The sequence below is a fragment of the Candidatus Marsarchaeota archaeon genome, from assembly GCA_023485295.1.
Classification (GTDB): domain Archaea; phylum Micrarchaeota; class Micrarchaeia; order Micrarchaeales; family Micrarchaeaceae; genus Micrarchaeum_A.
In genome coordinates this window covers 41,617-59,046 of the sequence record JAMCZQ010000003.1, presented here as the reverse complement: position 1 = coordinate 59,046, position 17,430 = coordinate 41,617, and the positions used below count along the sequence as shown (strand labels likewise).

General features: G+C 45.6%; 17 protein-coding genes, 1 tRNA gene and 1 rRNA gene. 6 read left to right on the top strand and 13 right to left on the bottom strand.

Annotation, left to right across the window (positions count from 1 at the left end; all coding sequences use genetic code 11):
* The 10 genes from M1125_01865 to lysS form a co-directional block, all read right to left on the bottom strand.
* Positions 1 to 464, bottom strand: a 16S ribosomal RNA gene (locus M1125_01865); the annotation flags it as partial.
* A gap of 322 nt (positions 465 to 786) precedes the next feature.
* On the bottom strand, positions 787 to 1,389 hold the full coding sequence (locus tag M1125_01860) for a hypothetical protein (protein ID MCL5404568.1): 603 nt from the start codon (positions 1,387 to 1,389) through the stop codon (positions 787 to 789).
* A gap of 50 nt (positions 1,390 to 1,439) precedes the next feature.
* On the bottom strand, positions 1,440 to 2,000 hold the full coding sequence (locus M1125_01855; protein MCL5404567.1) for a DUF99 family protein: 561 nt from the start codon (positions 1,998 to 2,000) through the stop codon (positions 1,440 to 1,442).
* Between the two features lie 42 nt (positions 2,001 to 2,042).
* Entirely contained in the window at positions 2,043 to 2,318 is a 276-nt protein-coding gene (locus M1125_01850) for a hypothetical protein (GenBank protein ID MCL5404566.1), read from the bottom strand.
* Positions 2,319 to 2,322: 4 nt separating this feature from the next.
* Positions 2,323 to 2,973 carry an exosome complex RNA-binding protein Csl4 gene (locus M1125_01845; GenBank protein MCL5404565.1) on the bottom strand — a complete coding sequence of 217 codons (651 nt, stop codon included), beginning with the start codon at positions 2,971 to 2,973 and terminating at the stop codon, positions 2,323 to 2,325.
* Positions 2,974 to 3,040: 67 nt separating this feature from the next.
* Positions 3,041 to 3,451: a 30S ribosomal protein S11 gene (locus tag M1125_01840; GenBank protein MCL5404564.1), complete on the bottom strand. Its 411-nt coding sequence runs from the start codon at positions 3,449 to 3,451 to the stop codon at positions 3,041 to 3,043.
* Between the two features lie 92 nt (positions 3,452 to 3,543).
* Positions 3,544 to 4,107: a 30S ribosomal protein S4 gene (locus tag M1125_01835; GenBank protein MCL5404563.1), complete on the bottom strand. Its 564-nt coding sequence runs from the start codon at positions 4,105 to 4,107 to the stop codon at positions 3,544 to 3,546.
* Between the two features lie 12 nt (positions 4,108 to 4,119).
* The gene (locus M1125_01830) at positions 4,120 to 4,677 is read right to left on the bottom strand and encodes a 30S ribosomal protein S13 (GenBank protein MCL5404562.1); all 558 of its coding nucleotides are present in this window, start codon (positions 4,675 to 4,677) and stop codon (positions 4,120 to 4,122) included.
* Positions 4,678 to 4,689: 12 nt separating this feature from the next.
* A tRNA-Ser gene (locus M1125_01825) sits at positions 4,690 to 4,805 on the bottom strand.
* Positions 4,806 to 5,135: 330 nt separating this feature from the next.
* Positions 5,136 to 6,590, bottom strand: coding sequence for a lysine--tRNA ligase (lysS, locus tag M1125_01820; protein ID MCL5404561.1), 1,455 nt, complete (start codon positions 6,588 to 6,590; stop codon positions 5,136 to 5,138).
* Between the two features lie 137 nt (positions 6,591 to 6,727).
* On the opposite strand from lysS, the gene M1125_01815 reads away from it, so the two are divergent.
* Positions 6,728 to 7,540 carry a dienelactone hydrolase family protein gene (locus M1125_01815; protein ID MCL5404560.1) on the top strand — a complete coding sequence of 271 codons (813 nt, stop codon included), beginning with the start codon at positions 6,728 to 6,730 and terminating at the stop codon, positions 7,538 to 7,540.
* 8 nt (positions 7,541 to 7,548) lie between these two features.
* Here M1125_01815 and M1125_01810 read toward each other — a convergent pair whose 3' ends face one another.
* Complete coding sequence (locus M1125_01810) at positions 7,549 to 8,220, bottom strand: hypothetical protein (protein MCL5404559.1); 672 nt, start codon at positions 8,218 to 8,220, stop codon at positions 7,549 to 7,551.
* 300 nt (positions 8,221 to 8,520) lie between these two features.
* On the opposite strand from M1125_01810, the gene M1125_01805 reads away from it, so the two are divergent.
* The 4 genes from M1125_01805 (at position 8,521) to rpl12p (ending at position 14,685) form a co-directional block, all read left to right on the top strand.
* Entirely contained in the window at positions 8,521 to 12,762 is a 4,242-nt protein-coding gene (locus tag M1125_01805) for a YncE family protein (protein MCL5404558.1), read from the top strand.
* 130 nt (positions 12,763 to 12,892) lie between these two features.
* On the top strand, positions 12,893 to 13,525 hold the full coding sequence (gene rpl1P, locus M1125_01800; protein ID MCL5404557.1) for a 50S ribosomal protein L1: 633 nt from the start codon (positions 12,893 to 12,895) through the stop codon (positions 13,523 to 13,525).
* A 9-nt stretch (positions 13,526 to 13,534) separates the two neighbouring features.
* On the top strand, positions 13,535 to 14,362 hold the full coding sequence (gene rplJ, locus M1125_01795) for a 50S ribosomal protein L10 (protein ID MCL5404556.1): 828 nt from the start codon (positions 13,535 to 13,537) through the stop codon (positions 14,360 to 14,362).
* Between the two features lie 17 nt (positions 14,363 to 14,379).
* The gene (gene rpl12p / locus M1125_01790; protein ID MCL5404555.1) at positions 14,380 to 14,685 is read left to right on the top strand and encodes a 50S ribosomal protein P1; all 306 of its coding nucleotides are present in this window, start codon (positions 14,380 to 14,382) and stop codon (positions 14,683 to 14,685) included.
* Here the strand turns inward: rpl12p and M1125_01785 are convergent.
* Positions 14,682 to 15,476: a M48 family metallopeptidase gene (locus M1125_01785; protein MCL5404554.1), complete on the bottom strand. Its 795-nt coding sequence runs from the start codon at positions 15,474 to 15,476 to the stop codon at positions 14,682 to 14,684. The genes rpl12p and M1125_01785 overlap by 4 nt on opposite strands.
* 14 nt (positions 15,477 to 15,490) lie before the next feature.
* Positions 15,491 to 16,099 carry a hypothetical protein gene (locus M1125_01780; GenBank protein ID MCL5404553.1) on the bottom strand — a complete coding sequence of 203 codons (609 nt, stop codon included), beginning with the start codon at positions 16,097 to 16,099 and terminating at the stop codon, positions 15,491 to 15,493.
* Positions 16,100 to 16,228: 129 nt separating this feature from the next.
* On the opposite strand from M1125_01780, the gene priS reads away from it, so the two are divergent.
* Complete coding sequence (gene priS, locus M1125_01775; protein MCL5404552.1) at positions 16,229 to 17,374, top strand: DNA primase catalytic subunit PriS; 1,146 nt, start codon at positions 16,229 to 16,231, stop codon at positions 17,372 to 17,374.
* Positions 17,375 to 17,430: the final 56 nt, after the last annotated feature.

Sequence of the window (17,430 nt, the reverse complement as noted above, 5' to 3'; positions counted from 1 at the left end):
CCGGTCTTGCCCAGCACTTATTCGCCAAGCTTGCTATACTTGGCAAAAGGTTCACAAAGTGAACCGCTCAGATTCCCCCCATCACGCTTTCGCGCATTGTGGAGTTTGCGCGCCTGCTGCACGCCGTAGCGCTAGGGCCCTTGTCTCAGTGCCCTTCTCGGGGCTTATGCTCCCACATCCCCTACGGGTTATAGGTATGGTGGGCCGTTACCCCGCCATCTGCCTGATCCGCCGCAGCCCCATCGTAAAGCGAAAGCACTCCAATTCATGCCCCTTTAAGTTAGAACTCCTTCCAGATGTCCTAGCCTATGGAGTATTAGCCACAGTTTCCCATGGGTATCCTCCTCTTTACGGTAGGTTGACTACGTGTTACTGAGCCGTACGCCGTCCAACGAAGTCGTTGAACAGACTTGCATGGCTGTCGAAATCTGATAGCAGTGTCCTCCAGCAGCATCGACTGGAATCGATGTTGGAGATTGGCCATTTATTGCAATTGTCGGTACCTTATTGCACTCCTCAAGACTGCATCCAATTCCAAGCAGGAATTTTCATATTAAGTATGCAAAACTGCATCGGAACAAATAATGGTCCAAAATAACCACAACAAGCATTATTGTTTTTAAGGACAAAGTATTTATACCTTATTATGTTTGCATCGTCTGCTGCGATATGCGGATTCTTGCACGCGTCTAACTGTCACTATCTGAAATCTTTTAAAAACTTTCCAGGTGAGCGCTTATCCAATCTGCGAATGCGTAATCTGCATTCAGCAGCATAACAAATAGTTTAATTTTTTGCGTTTCTGCCATTTACTGTGCTTATTATGTTCTCGTAGCCCTCTTTGTCAACTATTTTCCAAGCCTTGACATAAGGTTCTCCAAATTTCTTTGTTTCATCGAGTCTTCGCTGCTCTTCAAGCTCCTCTTTGGTGAAAAGCTTTAGGTATAGGGCCGTATCGACCGCGTGTACGATAATGTGGTTTCTTACAAGCCTGTCTACATTTGGGTATCTTTCATTTAGCCATTTATTGTAATTATCTGTGCTGCCCTCTTTCTGATCAAATATTCTGTGCGTGAGCTCATGGACCATTGTATATAAAAAGTCCTTCTCGTTAAGCCCTGCCCTTATCGTCAGGGGGCTGGAATAGCCCCTGCACTGGTCCAATACGTATGCCACTATCGTCTTTTCGCGCCATTCTATGTCGGTGATCTCAGAGAGAGTCCCAAGTATCCTGTTACCATGCGGCTTCCAAAACCCTGTATATATGGGTATGGCATCATTGGAGTTTTTAGTCACATTTTCTACGAATTCCCTTGAGTACATAAATGCATTGTTGAATATCGCGGATGCGTATAACCCGCTGTACTTAAAAATTATCTCCGGAACCATCAGAACGCCCAATTCAATATGAACAATCATAGCTTATTAAAACATGGCCGTCATATCCTTCCTTTTGAGATTCCTGTGCTGACCCCGTTTGCAATCATGTGCGCTATCCTAAGCAGTTCGAATGCGGTAGCCACTCCTTTGCCATAGTTAATTCTATTGTCGGCCTGTACGTAGAATCCCCCTGCTTTTCTGAACGGTCTTTCTAAATTGAGCATCTTTACAATTTCAACCTTGCCTCTTGCCGAATCTGCATCTTTATCTTTGGGATTCATGATTGCTTTCTCCAAAGCTTTGAAATCAGGTTTTTTTCTAGTTATTATGACTACCGGCACGCCCAGTCTTCTTTCAAGCGTTTTCACGTCAACAACATTGAGCCCTGCAATCGCTATCCCATTGATTGCAACCGCCTTTATCTGGTCGCAGAAACGCGATTTGCGCGCCATCTTGGCTATCTTCTGCGCCGCATTGTTTCCATCAATATCGACTCTGTCTGAAAGGATTCCCTCTATTACGCCCATCCTTCCGATTACCCCTACAAGTAATGTCTCCTTCTTTTTTCTTTCGTAGATAGGCCCGCTTGCAACTGCAAGGAACCTTACCCCCTCCTTCATACATATGAATATGCAAAGAAAAAGATTTATCGCTTTGCAGTATCACTGCTTTGCGTTTATGCCTTCCTTTATCTTGTCTATCTGCGCGTCTATGTTTTCAAGCGCTTTTTCAAGCACTTCAGAAGCCTTTTTCCTGTTGGTCTTTATTACCAGCTGTGGCTTCCCGACTTCAGGATGATCCTTTGTCACACCTGTAAACGTAACATCGCCCATTTCTGAGAGCTCAGCCGCAATCAGGTCTGGTATTGTTGTATCGCCATCGTCAAATTCCAGTACAAGCTCTTTGCTTTCGTTTTTAATAACCTTTACATCTGCCATTTGATCATCTCTCTGCATCGTGCTTTATCTCTGCGTTTTCAAGCATCAGCTTTTCTATAGCTGCAGCGTTTCCATAAAGGCTGCTCACTTTTCTATGCGAGACCCTTTTGCATTCGCTGCAGTACAAGCCGCTGCCATGCTTCTCGAGATGCATAAGATTGCCGCAGTTTTCGCACAACGCGTACACAACTCCGCACACATCATCCCTTACGCTTAATGTAAATATGTCCGGATCGTCCATTATTATCTTGCTCAATACGATGTCACCAAGCTCTGCAGGCTTCTGCTCGGTCCTGTGCTGGTCGTGGCCATGCTCCATCCTTCCCCTTGGCGGGCGCGAGGAGAGGACAATCTTGCCATCTTTTCCCGCTATGAATTCCATATTTTTTACCACAAAATTTTCAAGCTCAAGGAAAAGCACGCTTTTTAGCACGCCTACAACGCTGCCTACGACGTACATGCCCCTGTGCATCTTGTTTATGTCCCTGACTGCGCTTTCAACGCTTATCCTGCCTTCGGCTATCTTCTGTTTCCCGAAAACAGACGAATAGACTGCACCGTTTTCAACATAAACGTTGTTTTCCGGGAGGAACTCTTCCTCTAGCGACAGCCTGTCTCCAGGGAAAACCACCTTAGAATCTGATTGCTGCACCATGTTTACCTGCCATTGATATAAAGTATGCATAGCAAATGCTTAAAACCATGTGATTTGGGAAGCGCGATTACACACGCCTTCCTCTCTTGCCTCCTGCCCTCCTTGTTGTGTCTGTCGGTATTGGCGTAACGTCCTTAATCCTGTTTACCCTAAGGCCACTCCTTGCGAGAACGCGCACGACAGCCTGAGCTCCGGGCCCTGGCGTCTTCGAATTGTGGCCCCCTGGCGCCCTTATGTCTATGTTGATGTTCGTTATGCCCTTTTCCTTTGCAGCAGCAGCCACTTTGTACGCTGCCTGCATAGCAGCATATGGCGAGCCTTCCTGCGAATCGGTGTTTACCATCATGCCGCCGCTCCCAACAGCTATGGTTTCGGAGCCGCTGATATCAGTAAGCGTTATTATCGTGTCGTTTTTTGACGAATAGACGTGGGCCACTGCCCATCTTTCCGGCCTTGCCTTGGTCTTTGATTCCTCCATGGCCTTGGCTTCGTATGACACTACTTCTTTCTTCTGCTTTTCTGCAGTTTTTTCTTGCGCTGCTTTTTTTGCCGTAAAAATCACCAATCAAATTACTCTGTAGCTGCTTCGGCCACTTCGGCTTCCTTGCCTGTATCCTGGGCCTGCGCTTCAGCTGCTGCCTTATCGCTTGCAGAACCAAGGTCTATAGGCTTGTAAAAACCTATCTTGGGCTCGTCGCTTACATTGACAAGGTAGCCAGGGATATTCATCCGCGTGCCATTTATCGATATAAAGCCATGCGTTATGAGCTGCCTTGCCTGCTTCATGCTTTTGGCCATGCCTTTCTTGAACACCACCGACTGCAGCCTTCTGTCAAGCAGCGAGCTTTCCTTAAGCTCAAGAAGCTTTTCAAGCGGAGTTTCAGGAGCTATGACGCCAAGCCTTTCAAGCCTGTCCTTAAGCTTCTTCTCTATCTCTTCGCCGTTTGAAATGCCTGACAGCAGAAGCCTTACGTTGCCCCTGATTCTGCTAAGCTCGCTCTGCACCTTCCAAAGCTCGCTCATGCTCTTTAAGCCGTATTCCTTTATCAGGGCGTTGTCTGCATTAATCCTAGAAAGGTTCCATATGTCTTTTGGCTTGTCAAATTTTCTCCTGTTCCTTTTAGGCGATCCCAAAAAATCACTCTATCATTTCTTTTTCTCTTCTTTGCCCGCAGGTGCACCAGGCTTTGCAACAGACTTCTTTGTAACGCCAACAGTGGCGCCAGTCCTTCCTGTCGAGCGCGTGTGCTGCCCGCGTACCTTCTGGCCGTATTGGTGCCTCATGCCGCGCCATGTCCTAAGCGTAACTTCCCTTGCAATGTCCTGCCTGTTCGCGAATATTAGGTCGTTCCCGACAAAATGTGCATCCAAGCCGGTCTCGAAGTTTTTCCTGTGGTTGAGCATGTATGTTGGGATGCCAAACTTGGCCGGATTCTTTATCAGCTCCTCCAGTGCCGATATCTTGTCTTCTGCCAGCGACCCTATTTTCGTGTCTGGGCTCAAGCCAAGCTTCTTGTCGGCTGCAAAGCTAAGTGCGTTTGCCATGCTAGAGCCTATGCCTTTGACTTCATCTATGGCTCTGCGCAGGCTCAGCTCTCCATTGACGTCTTTCCCGGCAATCCTTATTATGGAGGTTGCCTTGGCGGCAGTCTCTTTTCTGCCATGTTGCTTCTCTGCGCCTTGCGCGCCTTTTTCTTCAGCCATTTTAACACCAAACGCCAGGGCTGGGATATTCAGCATAAAGCATTTGAACCCAGAAGGCTCAGTGAGCCATACGCTTGCAGGTATATAAATCTCCAGGCGTACGCGTTACCGGTTTCCGCCACCCTGGCATTCAAGCTATAATTCTAACACACTAATAATTTAATCTTTGCTTTTTCTTCATGCTGAAAATATGCCAATAGCTCCTATTGTATTGCACCTATATTTTTGATGGAAGCTTTTTATAACCTTCCATAAACTGCATAATCATCGAGCTCTGTCTTTACAGAATGCAACTAGAATATTCCGCCCCATTATGGCATGCCCCAACTAATGGGAACTGACGGCTTTTCAACATGCATTTGCGCCTGGCTTTGGCATTACTGAGGTAAAGGCTATTGCGCCTGCAGAATTCTTCAAATGTGGAGGCGGTTTCTGCCACGTACCTATGCATGGGATTCTTAGCCATTTTTATCCTGCGTCAGCGGCCTTACTGCAGGAAACGGGAGCACTTCCTTTATCGATACGTTGTCAGTGAGTATCATTGCCAGCCTGTCTATGGCAATGCCAAGTCCTGCTGTCGGTGGCATGCCGTATTCTATTGCTTCAAGGAAATCCTCATCGCTTGGCGGCGCTTCTGCATCGCCCTTCCTTCTTTCAGCATCCTGCTCCTCGAACTTCTTTTTCTGCTCTATCGGGTCAGTGAGCTCTGAATAGCAGTTGGCATCCTCCTTGCCTGCTAAGTAAAGCTCAAACCTCTCGCTAAGCTTTGGGTTGCCGCGCTTGTCCTTTGTTAGCGGGCACATGTAAGCCGGAAAATCAAGAACGAAAGCAGGGTCAAAAAGCTCTGGCTTGATGTATTTGTCGAAAAGCGCATCCGCAACGTGGTATGCGTTTACTATGCCTATCTCAAGCTTCTCCTTCTTGGCTATCTCCTTGGCTTCTTCATCAGTGAGATCAGCAAGGTTTATGCCCGTTTTCTTCTTTATCTCCTCTACCCAGTAGATCCTCTTGAACGGCGGCTCGAAGTTGAGCTCTTTGCCCTGGTATTTGACCTTGTGCGTGCCGAACAGCTCCTTTACAAGCGTTGAAAGCATTTCCTCAGTCATTTCCATAAAGTCGTTGTAGTCTTTGTAAGCCTCGTAAAATTCTATTTGGGTGAACTCGGGGTTATGCGTAGAATCTATATCCTCGTTCCTGAAATCCTTAGATACCTCGTATACTTTCTCAAAGCCGCCTATTATGAGCCTCTTAAGGTATAGCTCGTCAGATATCCTGAGATAGAACTCGCTGTCCAGCGCATTGTACACTGTCTTGAAGGGCTGTGCGTTTGCGCCTCCGTAAGTGGGCTGGAGTATCGGGGTTTCGAATTCTACATAGCCCCTGCTGTCAAGGAAGTTTCTCAGAAAGCTCAGTATCCTTGCCCTTGCCGTGAAGAAATTCCTTACTTCAGGATTGGCAATAAGGTCAAGGTACCTTTTCCTGTATCTTAGCTCAGTGTCACTCAAACCGTGGAACTTTTCAGGAAGCTGCCGCAGCGACTTTCCAAGCATAGATACTGTTTTTGCCTCTATGCTTATCTCTCCCTTTTTTGTTTTGCTTACCATGCCTTCTACTCCAAGCATGTCTCCGGAATCTATAAGCTCAAGCAGCTCAAATGACTCTTTTTCCGTTATGTTAGCCGCTGCAAGTATCTGTATCTTACCGCTCTGGTCAAGCAGGTCGATGAAGTAGAGCTGCCCCATGTGCCTTATGCTAACGGCTCTGCCAGCTACGCTGGTATTTTTTCCTTCCCATTTTGCGTAATCCTTCTTTATCTCTTCCGCATGGGCTTTCTGCTTGAAGGAATACGGATAAGGGTTTATTCCATGCTCTTGCAGCTTTTTCAATTTTTCGAGCTTAAAATCGTCTGCCATCTAACCACTTTAAAAATGCAATAATTATACCTATGTTAGATTATTATTGATTTTGTGCTACGGGCAAATTTATTGCTCTACAAAATCTGCCGCGAAACTCATATTAAATTTAACCGGGCAATAAGTATTGTGTTTGCATGGAGCTTAAGACGGAAGATTTGAAATACAGGACAGCTGACAACGACGAAATAAGCGCATTTCTGGCTATTCCTGATGACAACGCCAAGCATCCTGGCATAGTGCTAATACACGAGATATTTGGCCTTGACGACCATATAAGAGATGTAGCGAAAAGGCTTTCTACACAGGGCTATGTAGTACTTGCACCGGATCTCTTCACAAGCAAAAAGCTTTCTCAGTCGATAACAAAGGAAGGCATAATGAAGACAATGAACTTCATAATGTCGATACCTCCTGAAAAGCAGAGGGATGAGGCATACAGGGCAGAGCAGATGGCAAAGCTCAGCCAGGAGGACCAGAAGGCAATATCAAGTGTTTATCAGACTCTTTTCATGAACAGGCCCACCGAGCTTTTTACACAGTACCTATCCAGCGCAGTCGATTTCCTCAACCAGCATCCTAAAGTCAACGGCAAGATAGGCAGCATAGGCTTCTGCTTTGGCGGGGGCATGTCGATAAACTTGGGTTCCACGGGCAAGGTTGATGCAGTTGTGATATTCTACGGCGAGAATCCACAGCCTGTAGAGAAGGCAAAAAACGTGAAGAACGCGGTGCTTGGCATATACGCTGGCGAGGACATGCGCATAACCTCAAAAGTGCACGAGCTAGTTAAAGTACTTACAGAGTCAAAGAAGCCTACAACAATAAAGGTATACCCGCATGCATATCATGCATTCTTCAACGACACAAGGCCGCAGATATACAATGAGAAAGCAGCCAAGGACGCATGGCGCATGGTTATAGACTTCTTCAAGGACAATCTGCAGTGAAACGGCATTTAAATCTCCTTTATATAAGCCCTTAAGTAAAGCAGGAACGCAACGGCAATTGCCATTGCAGGAATCCAGACCAGCAGCTCGCTGTAGAAAAGCGAGAAGCCAAGGAGCACGACGGCTATGTCTGCATAAACAAGTACGCCATCTACGTACGAATGCGCAAGGAACGCCACCAGGAAGTTTTTAAGCGCCTTTTTCTTTTCATTTCCAGATTTAAGGTATGCAGCAGTGCCTGTATGAAACATCATGGAGAACGGGCTTTGCAATATGATTCCAATAAGGCTTACTGCGCTTATCGCTGTTATATCCTTAGCACTGGCGCTTAATCCTGGAAGAAGCCCAAAGAGAAAAATTGCAATGTCAACAACCGCAAATCCGAAGCCTATCCACGGCGCGTCAAAATGCTTGAAATATCTAACTGAGAAAAATTTCGCAAGCTCCTGCCAGAAACCTGCCATGATTCCTAAGAAAGCTGCTATAAGTATTGGATATGCCTTTTCCAAAGCAACGTATCTGCTGTTAGCTGCACTTACGCTTTTCAAAGATGTCAAAATATATAAGTATGGAATCTGTTGGGCTATCGATTGTATTATCAATGCCAAAGACATGGCTCCTATTCCAATAAGCAATACTGTAATGATGTTCTTATTTCCGGTTTTCTTAGGCAAAGCCAATGCAGCAATAGCAATAGTTATGCCAGTAATAGCAAATCCCAAGATGCTAGAAATCGCAATCATGCAACTCTCATCCCCAAGCATACTTCAATCGGATTGGATAATATATAACCAGTAATATAAAATATAATGCTATTAGTATATTGGGCTTTAAAGGCACGCCCATATCTTTCAAAATTAGATATAACGTAAACAGCGTAAATATCCAATAATTTTAGCGTTCTAGAAAGTTTTTTATTAATGATTAACAGATTGTAATTAATAGTTTCAAATGGTTTTGATATGTGTGCAAAAACGTTTATGCCGATGCTTGTTCTGCTTGTTTTACTATCAATTCCAATCGGAGCGTACGGTGCAGGTCTTACATTCTCAAAAGGAAATGTCATAACCTATGGGAATACAGATATTATAACTGCAACGCCTTCCAACGCGCTTAATATCACTGAAATATCAATAAACAATATAGTCGTTGCGAACGCTTTGACCGCAAACACTGCATCAGCATTCAATTTCGAGGCGTATGGCACAATACCATACTTAAACTCCAACGTGATTGCAGGCAATTCCTATGCGATAAACGCAATAAGCACCAATTCGGTGAATTTGGTGCCTCTTGGCTCTGCGCAAGGCGCAATCGGCCACGTAGTGTCAAATACAATTTCCATCACAAAAGCCTCACCGCCTCTGAACATATCAGTGCCTCTTGACAAAATGACTTTTGCTTACGGCACGTTTACGCAATTAAACCAGATACCTGTCAGCTTCTATGTCAATAATGCGCTCGTATCAAATACCTTAACAGGGATACGAAATTCTACGCTGTCAGGCATTGCGGGACGAGGTGTTGCCTTCTCCCCCAACGGCGCTTATGCCTACATTACTATCGGCAATAATGTTAGTGTATTTAATACTTCAACAAAGCGCATAGTCGCTAATATAATCAAATTTAATAACCCGTGGGGCGTAGCATTCTCTCCAAACGGCGCCTACGCCTACGTAGTAAACAATGGCGATAATTCTGTAAGCATAATAAACACTTCCACGCGTAGTATTGTTACAACCATAAGCAATTCATGTATTACCGACCCTCACGATGTAGCATTTACGCCAGACGGTGCATATGCATACGTAACTGGTTTTATGCTTCCAGGAGCTGTGTGCATAATAAACACTTCCACGCGTAGCCTTGTAACTTCAATCGATGCTTCTAACGGCCCGTGGGGCGTAGCATTCTCTCCAAACGGCGCCTACGCCTATGTTACAATGGATGAGAATAACACTGTAAGTGTAATTAATACTTCGACATATGCAACTGTAGCTTCAATACATGGTTTCAATGGCCCCATTGGCATATCCCTCTCCCCCAACGGCGCTTATGCTTATGTAATAAACGCTGAAGTAGCCAATGTCAATAATACAATCAGCATAGTTAATACTTCCACACACACTATAGTGTCAACAATACATAACATCGAAGGCTTGGAAGGTGTTGCTTTCTCTCCAAGCGGTGCTTATGCATACGTGCTGAATGACAATAACTTAACCATACTCAACACCGGCTTTAATTCATACAGGTTCTCTGCGCCTGGCACGTATTACTTAACTGCAAACACATTGGGCAATGCAAACTATACTGCAAACACTTTATCAATGTCTTTTAATGTGTTAAATGAATCGATTTCGATAGACACAGCTCCAACCATAAATACATACACATACAATTCTTTTGCACCGTTTATTTCAGCTTCTTTGAAAAGCAATTCAACTTCGGGCAATGTCCTGAACACTCTGGCATTCCATATAAATTCTAGCGTGGGCCAGTTCACTGCTTTCAATAACAAAGATTCTCTCGGAATGCAAATTCCAACCAATTCATTGTCCGCAACTGCCGGGAACTATCTATACACAATCTCTAGTAGCCATATGCAAAATGATTTCAGAAACAGCACTAATACGATAATAGTCTACAACAGCATAATCTCTAATTCGATTAAGATATCTATAGAAAAAGCGAACCCACCTCTATCTATTGTTGTTCCAAAAAATTCGATCTATAATGGCTCATACAGTAAAGCATATTTCGGCACGATAACATACTTCAACCAGGTTCCTCTAAACTTATATTCAAATAATATATTTATATCAAATATTACCACAGGAGTATATAACTCTACAGTGTCGAATTCTAGTTCAATTAGCGAAGCGCGTGGTGTTGCCTTCTCCCCCAACGGCGCCTACGCCTATGTGGCGAATGAAGGCGGGACTGTAAGCGTAATTAATACTTCCAAACACACAGTTGTTTCAATTATTAAGGGCTTTATCGGAGGTGATGTTGCCTTCTCCCCCAACGGCGCCTACGCCTACGTAACAAATCTATTTGCAGACAACGTTAGCATAGTTAACACATCTACAAATCGAATTATTTCAAAAATTACAGGTTTCAACTGGCCATGGGGTGTAGCCTTCTCCCCCAACGGCGCCTACGCCTACGTAACTAACTACAATAGCGGTACAGTCAGTGTAGTAAATACTTCTACAAGTAAAATCGTTTCGACACTCAATGGTTTCTTCTTCGGGCCGCATGGTGTAGCCTTCTCCCCCAACGGCGCCTACGCCTATGTAGTCAATTATGGTGGTAATAATGTCAATATAGTAAATACTTCTACAGGCAGCATTGTTAACACTATGTCAAATTTCAACCTACCAGTTGATGTCGCTTTTTCCCCAAGTGGCGCTTATGCCTACATTACGAATGATGCCAACGAAACAGTGATAGTAGTAAACACTGCTACCAACAAGACTATCTTAAGCATACCAAGCCTTTATCAAATACCTTCAGGAGTTGCAGTCTCTCCAAATGGCGCCTACGCCTATATCGTAATTTATAGGGAACAGAACTTAGTAAGCATAATCAATACAGGGTCAAACTCGTATAAATTCTCTGCTGCAGGCACATATGCGCTTACTGCCAATACTCCTGGTAATGCAAACTATACTTCAAACACCACCTCTGCGTCATTCACAATTGCAAAGGCAACGCCAACACTGCAACTGCATGTATGCAGCAACTACACGTACAGCGGCTCTGCAGGATGCCTAATCACTGCTTCCATAAATTCCTTTGGCAACCAGTTGAAGGGATACCTTTACATAAATGGCAATGTAGTTGCGAATTCAACATTTGCATCAAATACAATAACGTTCACTGCACATGAAGGTGCTGGGAATTATTCAGTAGTCTTCAATACTACGGGAAACGGGAATTATACATCCAACGCCATAAAAAAGGACTTCACTATCGCAAAAGCCTCCCCATCAATATCATTTCCCGTTTTCCCGCAAAATTTTGTCTATAACGGTTCGACAGCTACTGTCGAAGCCGAAATATCCACGTATAACAACCAGTTGCAGGCAAATGCCTTTGTAAATAATGCTTTGGTAAGTTCGTTCTACTCCAGCAATGATTTTGCTGTTGGCCCAGCAGCAGGCAATTACATAATAACTGCCAATACCCTTGGCAATGGAAACTACACATCTGCATCAGTGTCCAGAACATTGACAATAATTCCTGCGCCTGTGCATCCATCCTCAATCTCTACTTTATACATAACAGACAATGTAAATAAGACGTATGCGTCAAACAGGAGCGTGTTTGATGTATACTTGATAAACTATTCAGACAATGCAAAGGTGCTGAACATAACGTATTACCAGAATCAGCTGCCTGCAGAGATATCGTTCCCAGCGCATTACTACGTCAGGTTCAATTTTGCATGCGCTTTCACTGCAAACGGCAATTATTATGTCTCAAACAATACGTACGGCCTTCTTGATTCAACGCCATGCGGCACAAATTACACAACCACTGGCGGTTCCTACGACGCATATTATTCAAAAAGGATCATTCCAACAACCACTACTACCACTACAACGACCACTACAACCGTAACTACAACAACACTTCCGTCAATATCTATTACAAACAAGGGCTATGAAGTATCGCTGAATATTGCGCCCCATGAACGATCAAAGATAACAATAACGCAATTGCACATAGCGCTTAACATATATTCCAACTACACAAAGAACATTACAGAAGATGTAACGATAAAGAACGTAACATCAACGATGCCTTCAGTGCCTATAGGCTATCATACAATTTCAGGCTTCAACATATCCGCAACGCCGAAGGTGCCTGCAATCAACACTACAGTGACATATGCATGCTCTCTAAATCCATCGCAGATAAAGCCACTGACGCTTGTAAATGGCACCTGGATGCCAGTAACCAGCTATTCAATCAACCAAAGCGCATGCAACATCGCATTCTTCGCTTCTGCACCTGCAGTTGTCGCAGTAGCTACAACCCAGAATATCACTACTACAATTCCTGCTACTACTGCAACGACAACGATACTGACGGTTGCGAAGCCAACTCCAAACTATGAAGAATACGCCATAATCGTCGTGATTGTCGTCCTGGCAATCATAATAATCGCATATGCAGCCATGAAGGCCCGTGAAAAGGGTAATCCTTCCTAGCCGTACCTTACTAAAAAGCTTCTGAACAAGCCCAAATACCAAAAAATTTATAAACATTGAGCACATAAACTCTCTTGCTTAATATACTGCTTTTCCCGCAGTTACTGCAGCTTTGCAGGAGGGAGCTTAAATGGAAAAAGAGCAATTGGAAAAATTAAGGGCATTCCTAGAAGAAAATAAAGGAAAAAGGAAATTCAAGCAAACCATAGAACTTGCCATAAACTTCAAGGGCGTTGACTTTTCAAAGCAGGAGAACAGGCTGAACATGCAGGTAGTTCTTCCGAATGGCAAAGGCAAGGAAAGCAAGGCAATGGTATTCGCAGATGACAAATCGATAGCCGAAAAGGCATCTGCTTTGGGGGCAAAGGTCGTCCCGAGCAGTGAGATAGCCCAGATGGCAAACAATAAGTCTTCGCTTAACGAATTGTTGGAATACGAGCTTATCGCGCAGCCGAGCCTTATGTCTTCCGTGGCTAAAAGCCTGGGCTCGTTTCTGGGACCAAGGAATAAAATGCCAAAGCCACTGATAGGCACTGATATATCCGCGATGGTGAATACGGTAAGCAAGTCAATATACCTCAGGAGCAAGGGCAAGTACCTGCCGACAATACACTGCGCGGTTGGCTCGGAGGACATGCCTACGGACAAGGTCGCCGCGAACATTGATGAAGTTATATCCTCGCTTAGCAAGAAACTTGGGAGGCAGAATATAAAATCAGCTTATGTGAAGCTTACTATGAGCAAGCCCATAAGGATTATATAAGGTGTAAAAATGCTGACAAAAGATCAAAAGCGCAAGTTTGTCGATGACAATGCAAAGCTCATAGACAGCTATGGCCTTGTGGGCATAGTGCCCCTGAGCGGCATACCTGACAGGCTGCTGCAGGCTTCAAGGAACAACATGAGGAATGAAATAAAGTTTATAACAGGCAAGAAATCGCTTATTAAGATGGCACTGGAGAAGAGCAAGAAAGGCAAAGAGCTTGCAGAAGACTTAGAAGGCACTTCTGCAGTCATACTGAGCAATTCCAACCCGTTTGAGCTGTACAAAAAATTCAAGGAAGGCACCATAAAGCTCGCTGCCAAGCCATCGCAGATAGCGCCGCAGGAGATTATTGTGCCGGCTGGAGAGACGACATTGCAGCCAGGGCAGGCAGTAACAGAGCTTAAGGCCGCCGGCATAGACGTAAAGATTGACAAGGGCAAGGTCGTGATAGCGAAAGACAAGGTGCTTGTGCCTAAAGGCAGTACGATAAGCCTGCAGGTAGCAAAGGCGCTTCACACGCTTGACATAATGCCATTTACCGCAAGCATAGAGCCTCTGGTGATGCTGAGCGGCAATGTCAAATTCACAAAGGATGTATTCAGCATAACATCAGCGAGCGTAGCAAGCGATATAGCAAGCGCGTTCGCGCAGGCGCTGAGCATAAGCATCATGGCAAAAATAGTAAACAGCTATACTGTAGAGAGGTTCGTGGCTGAGGCGTACAACAACGCAGTGGCACTTGGCCTCGGCGCAAGCATTTACGAGCCAGGCATTATAGAGAAAATGGTCTCTAATGCAGCGCTAAGCGCCAACCTGCTCAATTCGAAAATATGACATTAAAAGGTGAAAGCATGGAATACATATATGCGGCATTGCTGCTTGACGCAGCAGGAAAGGAGGTAAACGAGAAAGATTTAATGGAAGTGGTAAAGAGCGCAGGATTCAAGCCTGACGAAGCCAAAGCGAAGGCAGTTGTCGAATCGCTAAAGGGCCTCAACATAAAGGACATAATAAAGAACGCGCAAAGCGTGCAGGCGGCACCAGCCCAGGCAGCAGCAGCGCCGGCCCATGAGCAGAAAGCTGCAAAGAAGGAAGAGAAAGCAGAGGCAAAAAGCGAAGACGAAGCCGCAGGCGGCCTTGCAGGGCTCTTCGGCTAAGGCTTAACTTCGGCTGCCTTTATGGCAGCCTCCTCTCCTGCTTCTTTATACTCAGTTTCTACATTGCGTCCCGCATCCCTGAGCTCCTTGCGGATGCGTTTAAAGTCAGGCACATAAGTAGCAAGGGCTTTCCAGAAAGCGTTGGAGTGCGAGCGCACTACCGTATGTGCCAATTCGTGCATTATCACATAATTCAAGAATTTTATATCGGTGAAGAGCAGCCTCTCATTGATTGTTATGTCGTTTTTTGGGGAGCACGAGCCAAGGACGGTAAGGCCGTTTCTTATCCTTACGCGCCCAAGCTTGCTTTTGAACGTTGCGCTGTTAATGGCCCTTACGTAACCGTCTAGGTGCTGCTCAAAGTGTTTTCCTATGCCCCTTGCAGCCAATTTTGATACGAGCGCAGTATCGCCTTCCTTGCCTAAAGGCACTTTTATAAGAAGCAAGTCGCCGCTCACTTTTGCAGCGCCTGACCTTGCATTGCGCGCGATAACTTTTACAGTAATAACAGTCCCGAAAAGCGAGACCTTCTGCATATCCCTAAAAACCAGATCGCTGTTCCTGGCAAACCTGCTAGGATCCTTTGCCGCAGCCCTCACAATCATTTTATAAAGGTCATTTGCCAAGGCGCGCTTCCTCCTGTCAGAGTATGCAGCAGGCACCTTTATCACAACGAAGCCGTTTCTTACAGTTGCGTAGCCCCTTTTGACCCTGGCCTCTACAATTTTAACCTCAGCAGTGCTGCTGCCAATAGATACTGGCTGAAACTGGTACGTGTCAGCATAAGGCATGTTTGATGTTTGGCTTAGAACGCTTTAATACGTTGCGATTTCGCAGCACGCGCCCTTTCTGCGACTATGCTTTCGCATAGCTCAGGTATCGCTTCAGGCTTCGACACTCTTATATTCCTGTTTATGCGGCCCAGGACCGCAGCCTCAGCCCTGTTGTAATCGCTCAAAAGCAGTATTGACGTTATCCCAAGCCTTCCTGCCATCATTACCACGTTCGGCTTGTCATCCAAAATGACATAAGGCCTTTCTCCGTTGCGCTCCCTGAACTTTTCGCTGTCTTTTGCCCTCTCTACGTGCGCTTCCACCCCAAGCTTCATGAGCCTGCCTTCAAGATTTGCCAAATCGTCATCGCTGATCAGCCGATTGGCTGTGCGCACTACTATCTCAAATCCATGCTTTTGCAGCAGCTTCATTGAAGCAACTATGTTCTCGTCGAATCCAATGTTATGGTCCACTTTGCGCGCTACTCTAGTGGTAAAATACGAAAGCTTGTCCATCGCGTTAAAGGTGACTTCCTTCAATGCATGCTCGACTGCAGAATCCTTCCTGATGAAGCGTTTTGCAAAGGCTTCGTGTATATCCGGTTCTAGGCATCCGTCCAAATCTATAACAGCGAAAGGCATGGTGATCGCATAACACCTTTACCCTATGGGTTTAAATTGGGCACTATCATATTCGCATGCTGTCAAACCGGCCGCATTTGTGCAAATGTTCTAAATCGCTTGCTGACAGAATAATAACAGTGCTTGCGCATGCTGGATAAAAGCGTTGAGAGCCTTGCAATCGGGCTTTTTCGTGAGTTCTATTCGAAAAACCCGATAGGCATAAGCGACATACCTAAGAGGGAGTTCGGCTTCGGCAATTTTGAGACAAAGATAGCGCGCAGGCACATGGCATTCAAGAACGAAGAGGAGCTACGCAGATACATCACTGCTAACGTGCCTGCATACATATCCACTTCTTCTGCGCTTTATGAAAATCCTGCAGGCAGGCCGATGGAGAACAAGGGATGGCAGGGCAGCGAGCTAGTGTTTGACCTCGACGCGACAGACCTTCACCTGGCTTGCCAAAAGCGCCACGGCAATTCTTGGGTGTGCGAGAACTGCCTTCATGAGGTGAAAATGGAGGTATTCAAGCTCGTGGAGCAGTTCCTCGTGCCGGATTTCGGATTCTCTTTAAACGACATTTCCGTAAATTTCAGCGGCAACAGGGGCTACCATGTGCATGTAAAGTCCGAGGCCGTCATGATGCTTGACGGCAGGGCCAGAAAGGAGATAAGCGATTACATAACCGGCAGCGGAATGAAGCTGGAAAGCTTTTTCCCAACAATCGGCAAGCGTGGCGCCAGGCTTATAGGCCCGAAGCCAAACGATCCGGGCTGGGGCGGAAAGATTGCAAGAAACGTGATAAACACGCTAAACGCAGGGCCAACCTCGATAATGGCACTTGGCGTGCCGCAGCCCATAGCGAAAAGGCTTTATGCAAACAAAGCAAGCGTCATACTGGGCATAACCACAGGCAACTGGGACAAGGTGAACATACCTAAAAAGGAAGATTTCTGGAAAAATGTGGCCGGAAGCATTTCCGTAAGGCAAAGCGATTCCATAGACAAGAACGTAACTAACGATCCACAGCATTTACTGCGTGCTGCAGGGACGCTTCACGGCGGCTCAGGCCTCGTTTCAAAGGCAGTGCCAAGCTTTAAGGCGCTGTCGACCTTCGACCCCATGAAGGAATGCATTGCCTTCCCTAAGGGCGAGATATTCGTGGTCGCCAACACCAAGGAGAAGCTCCTCATGAACGGGATGGAGTACGGCCCATACGAAAACAAGCGCGTTTCCCTGCCGAGCTACGCAGCGATATACCTGCTTCTCAAGAGGATGGCGCTGCTACCGTAAAGGATTTGCTCTCGCTGCACAGTTCACATAATATTGTTTGCTCTGCGTTTTGGATA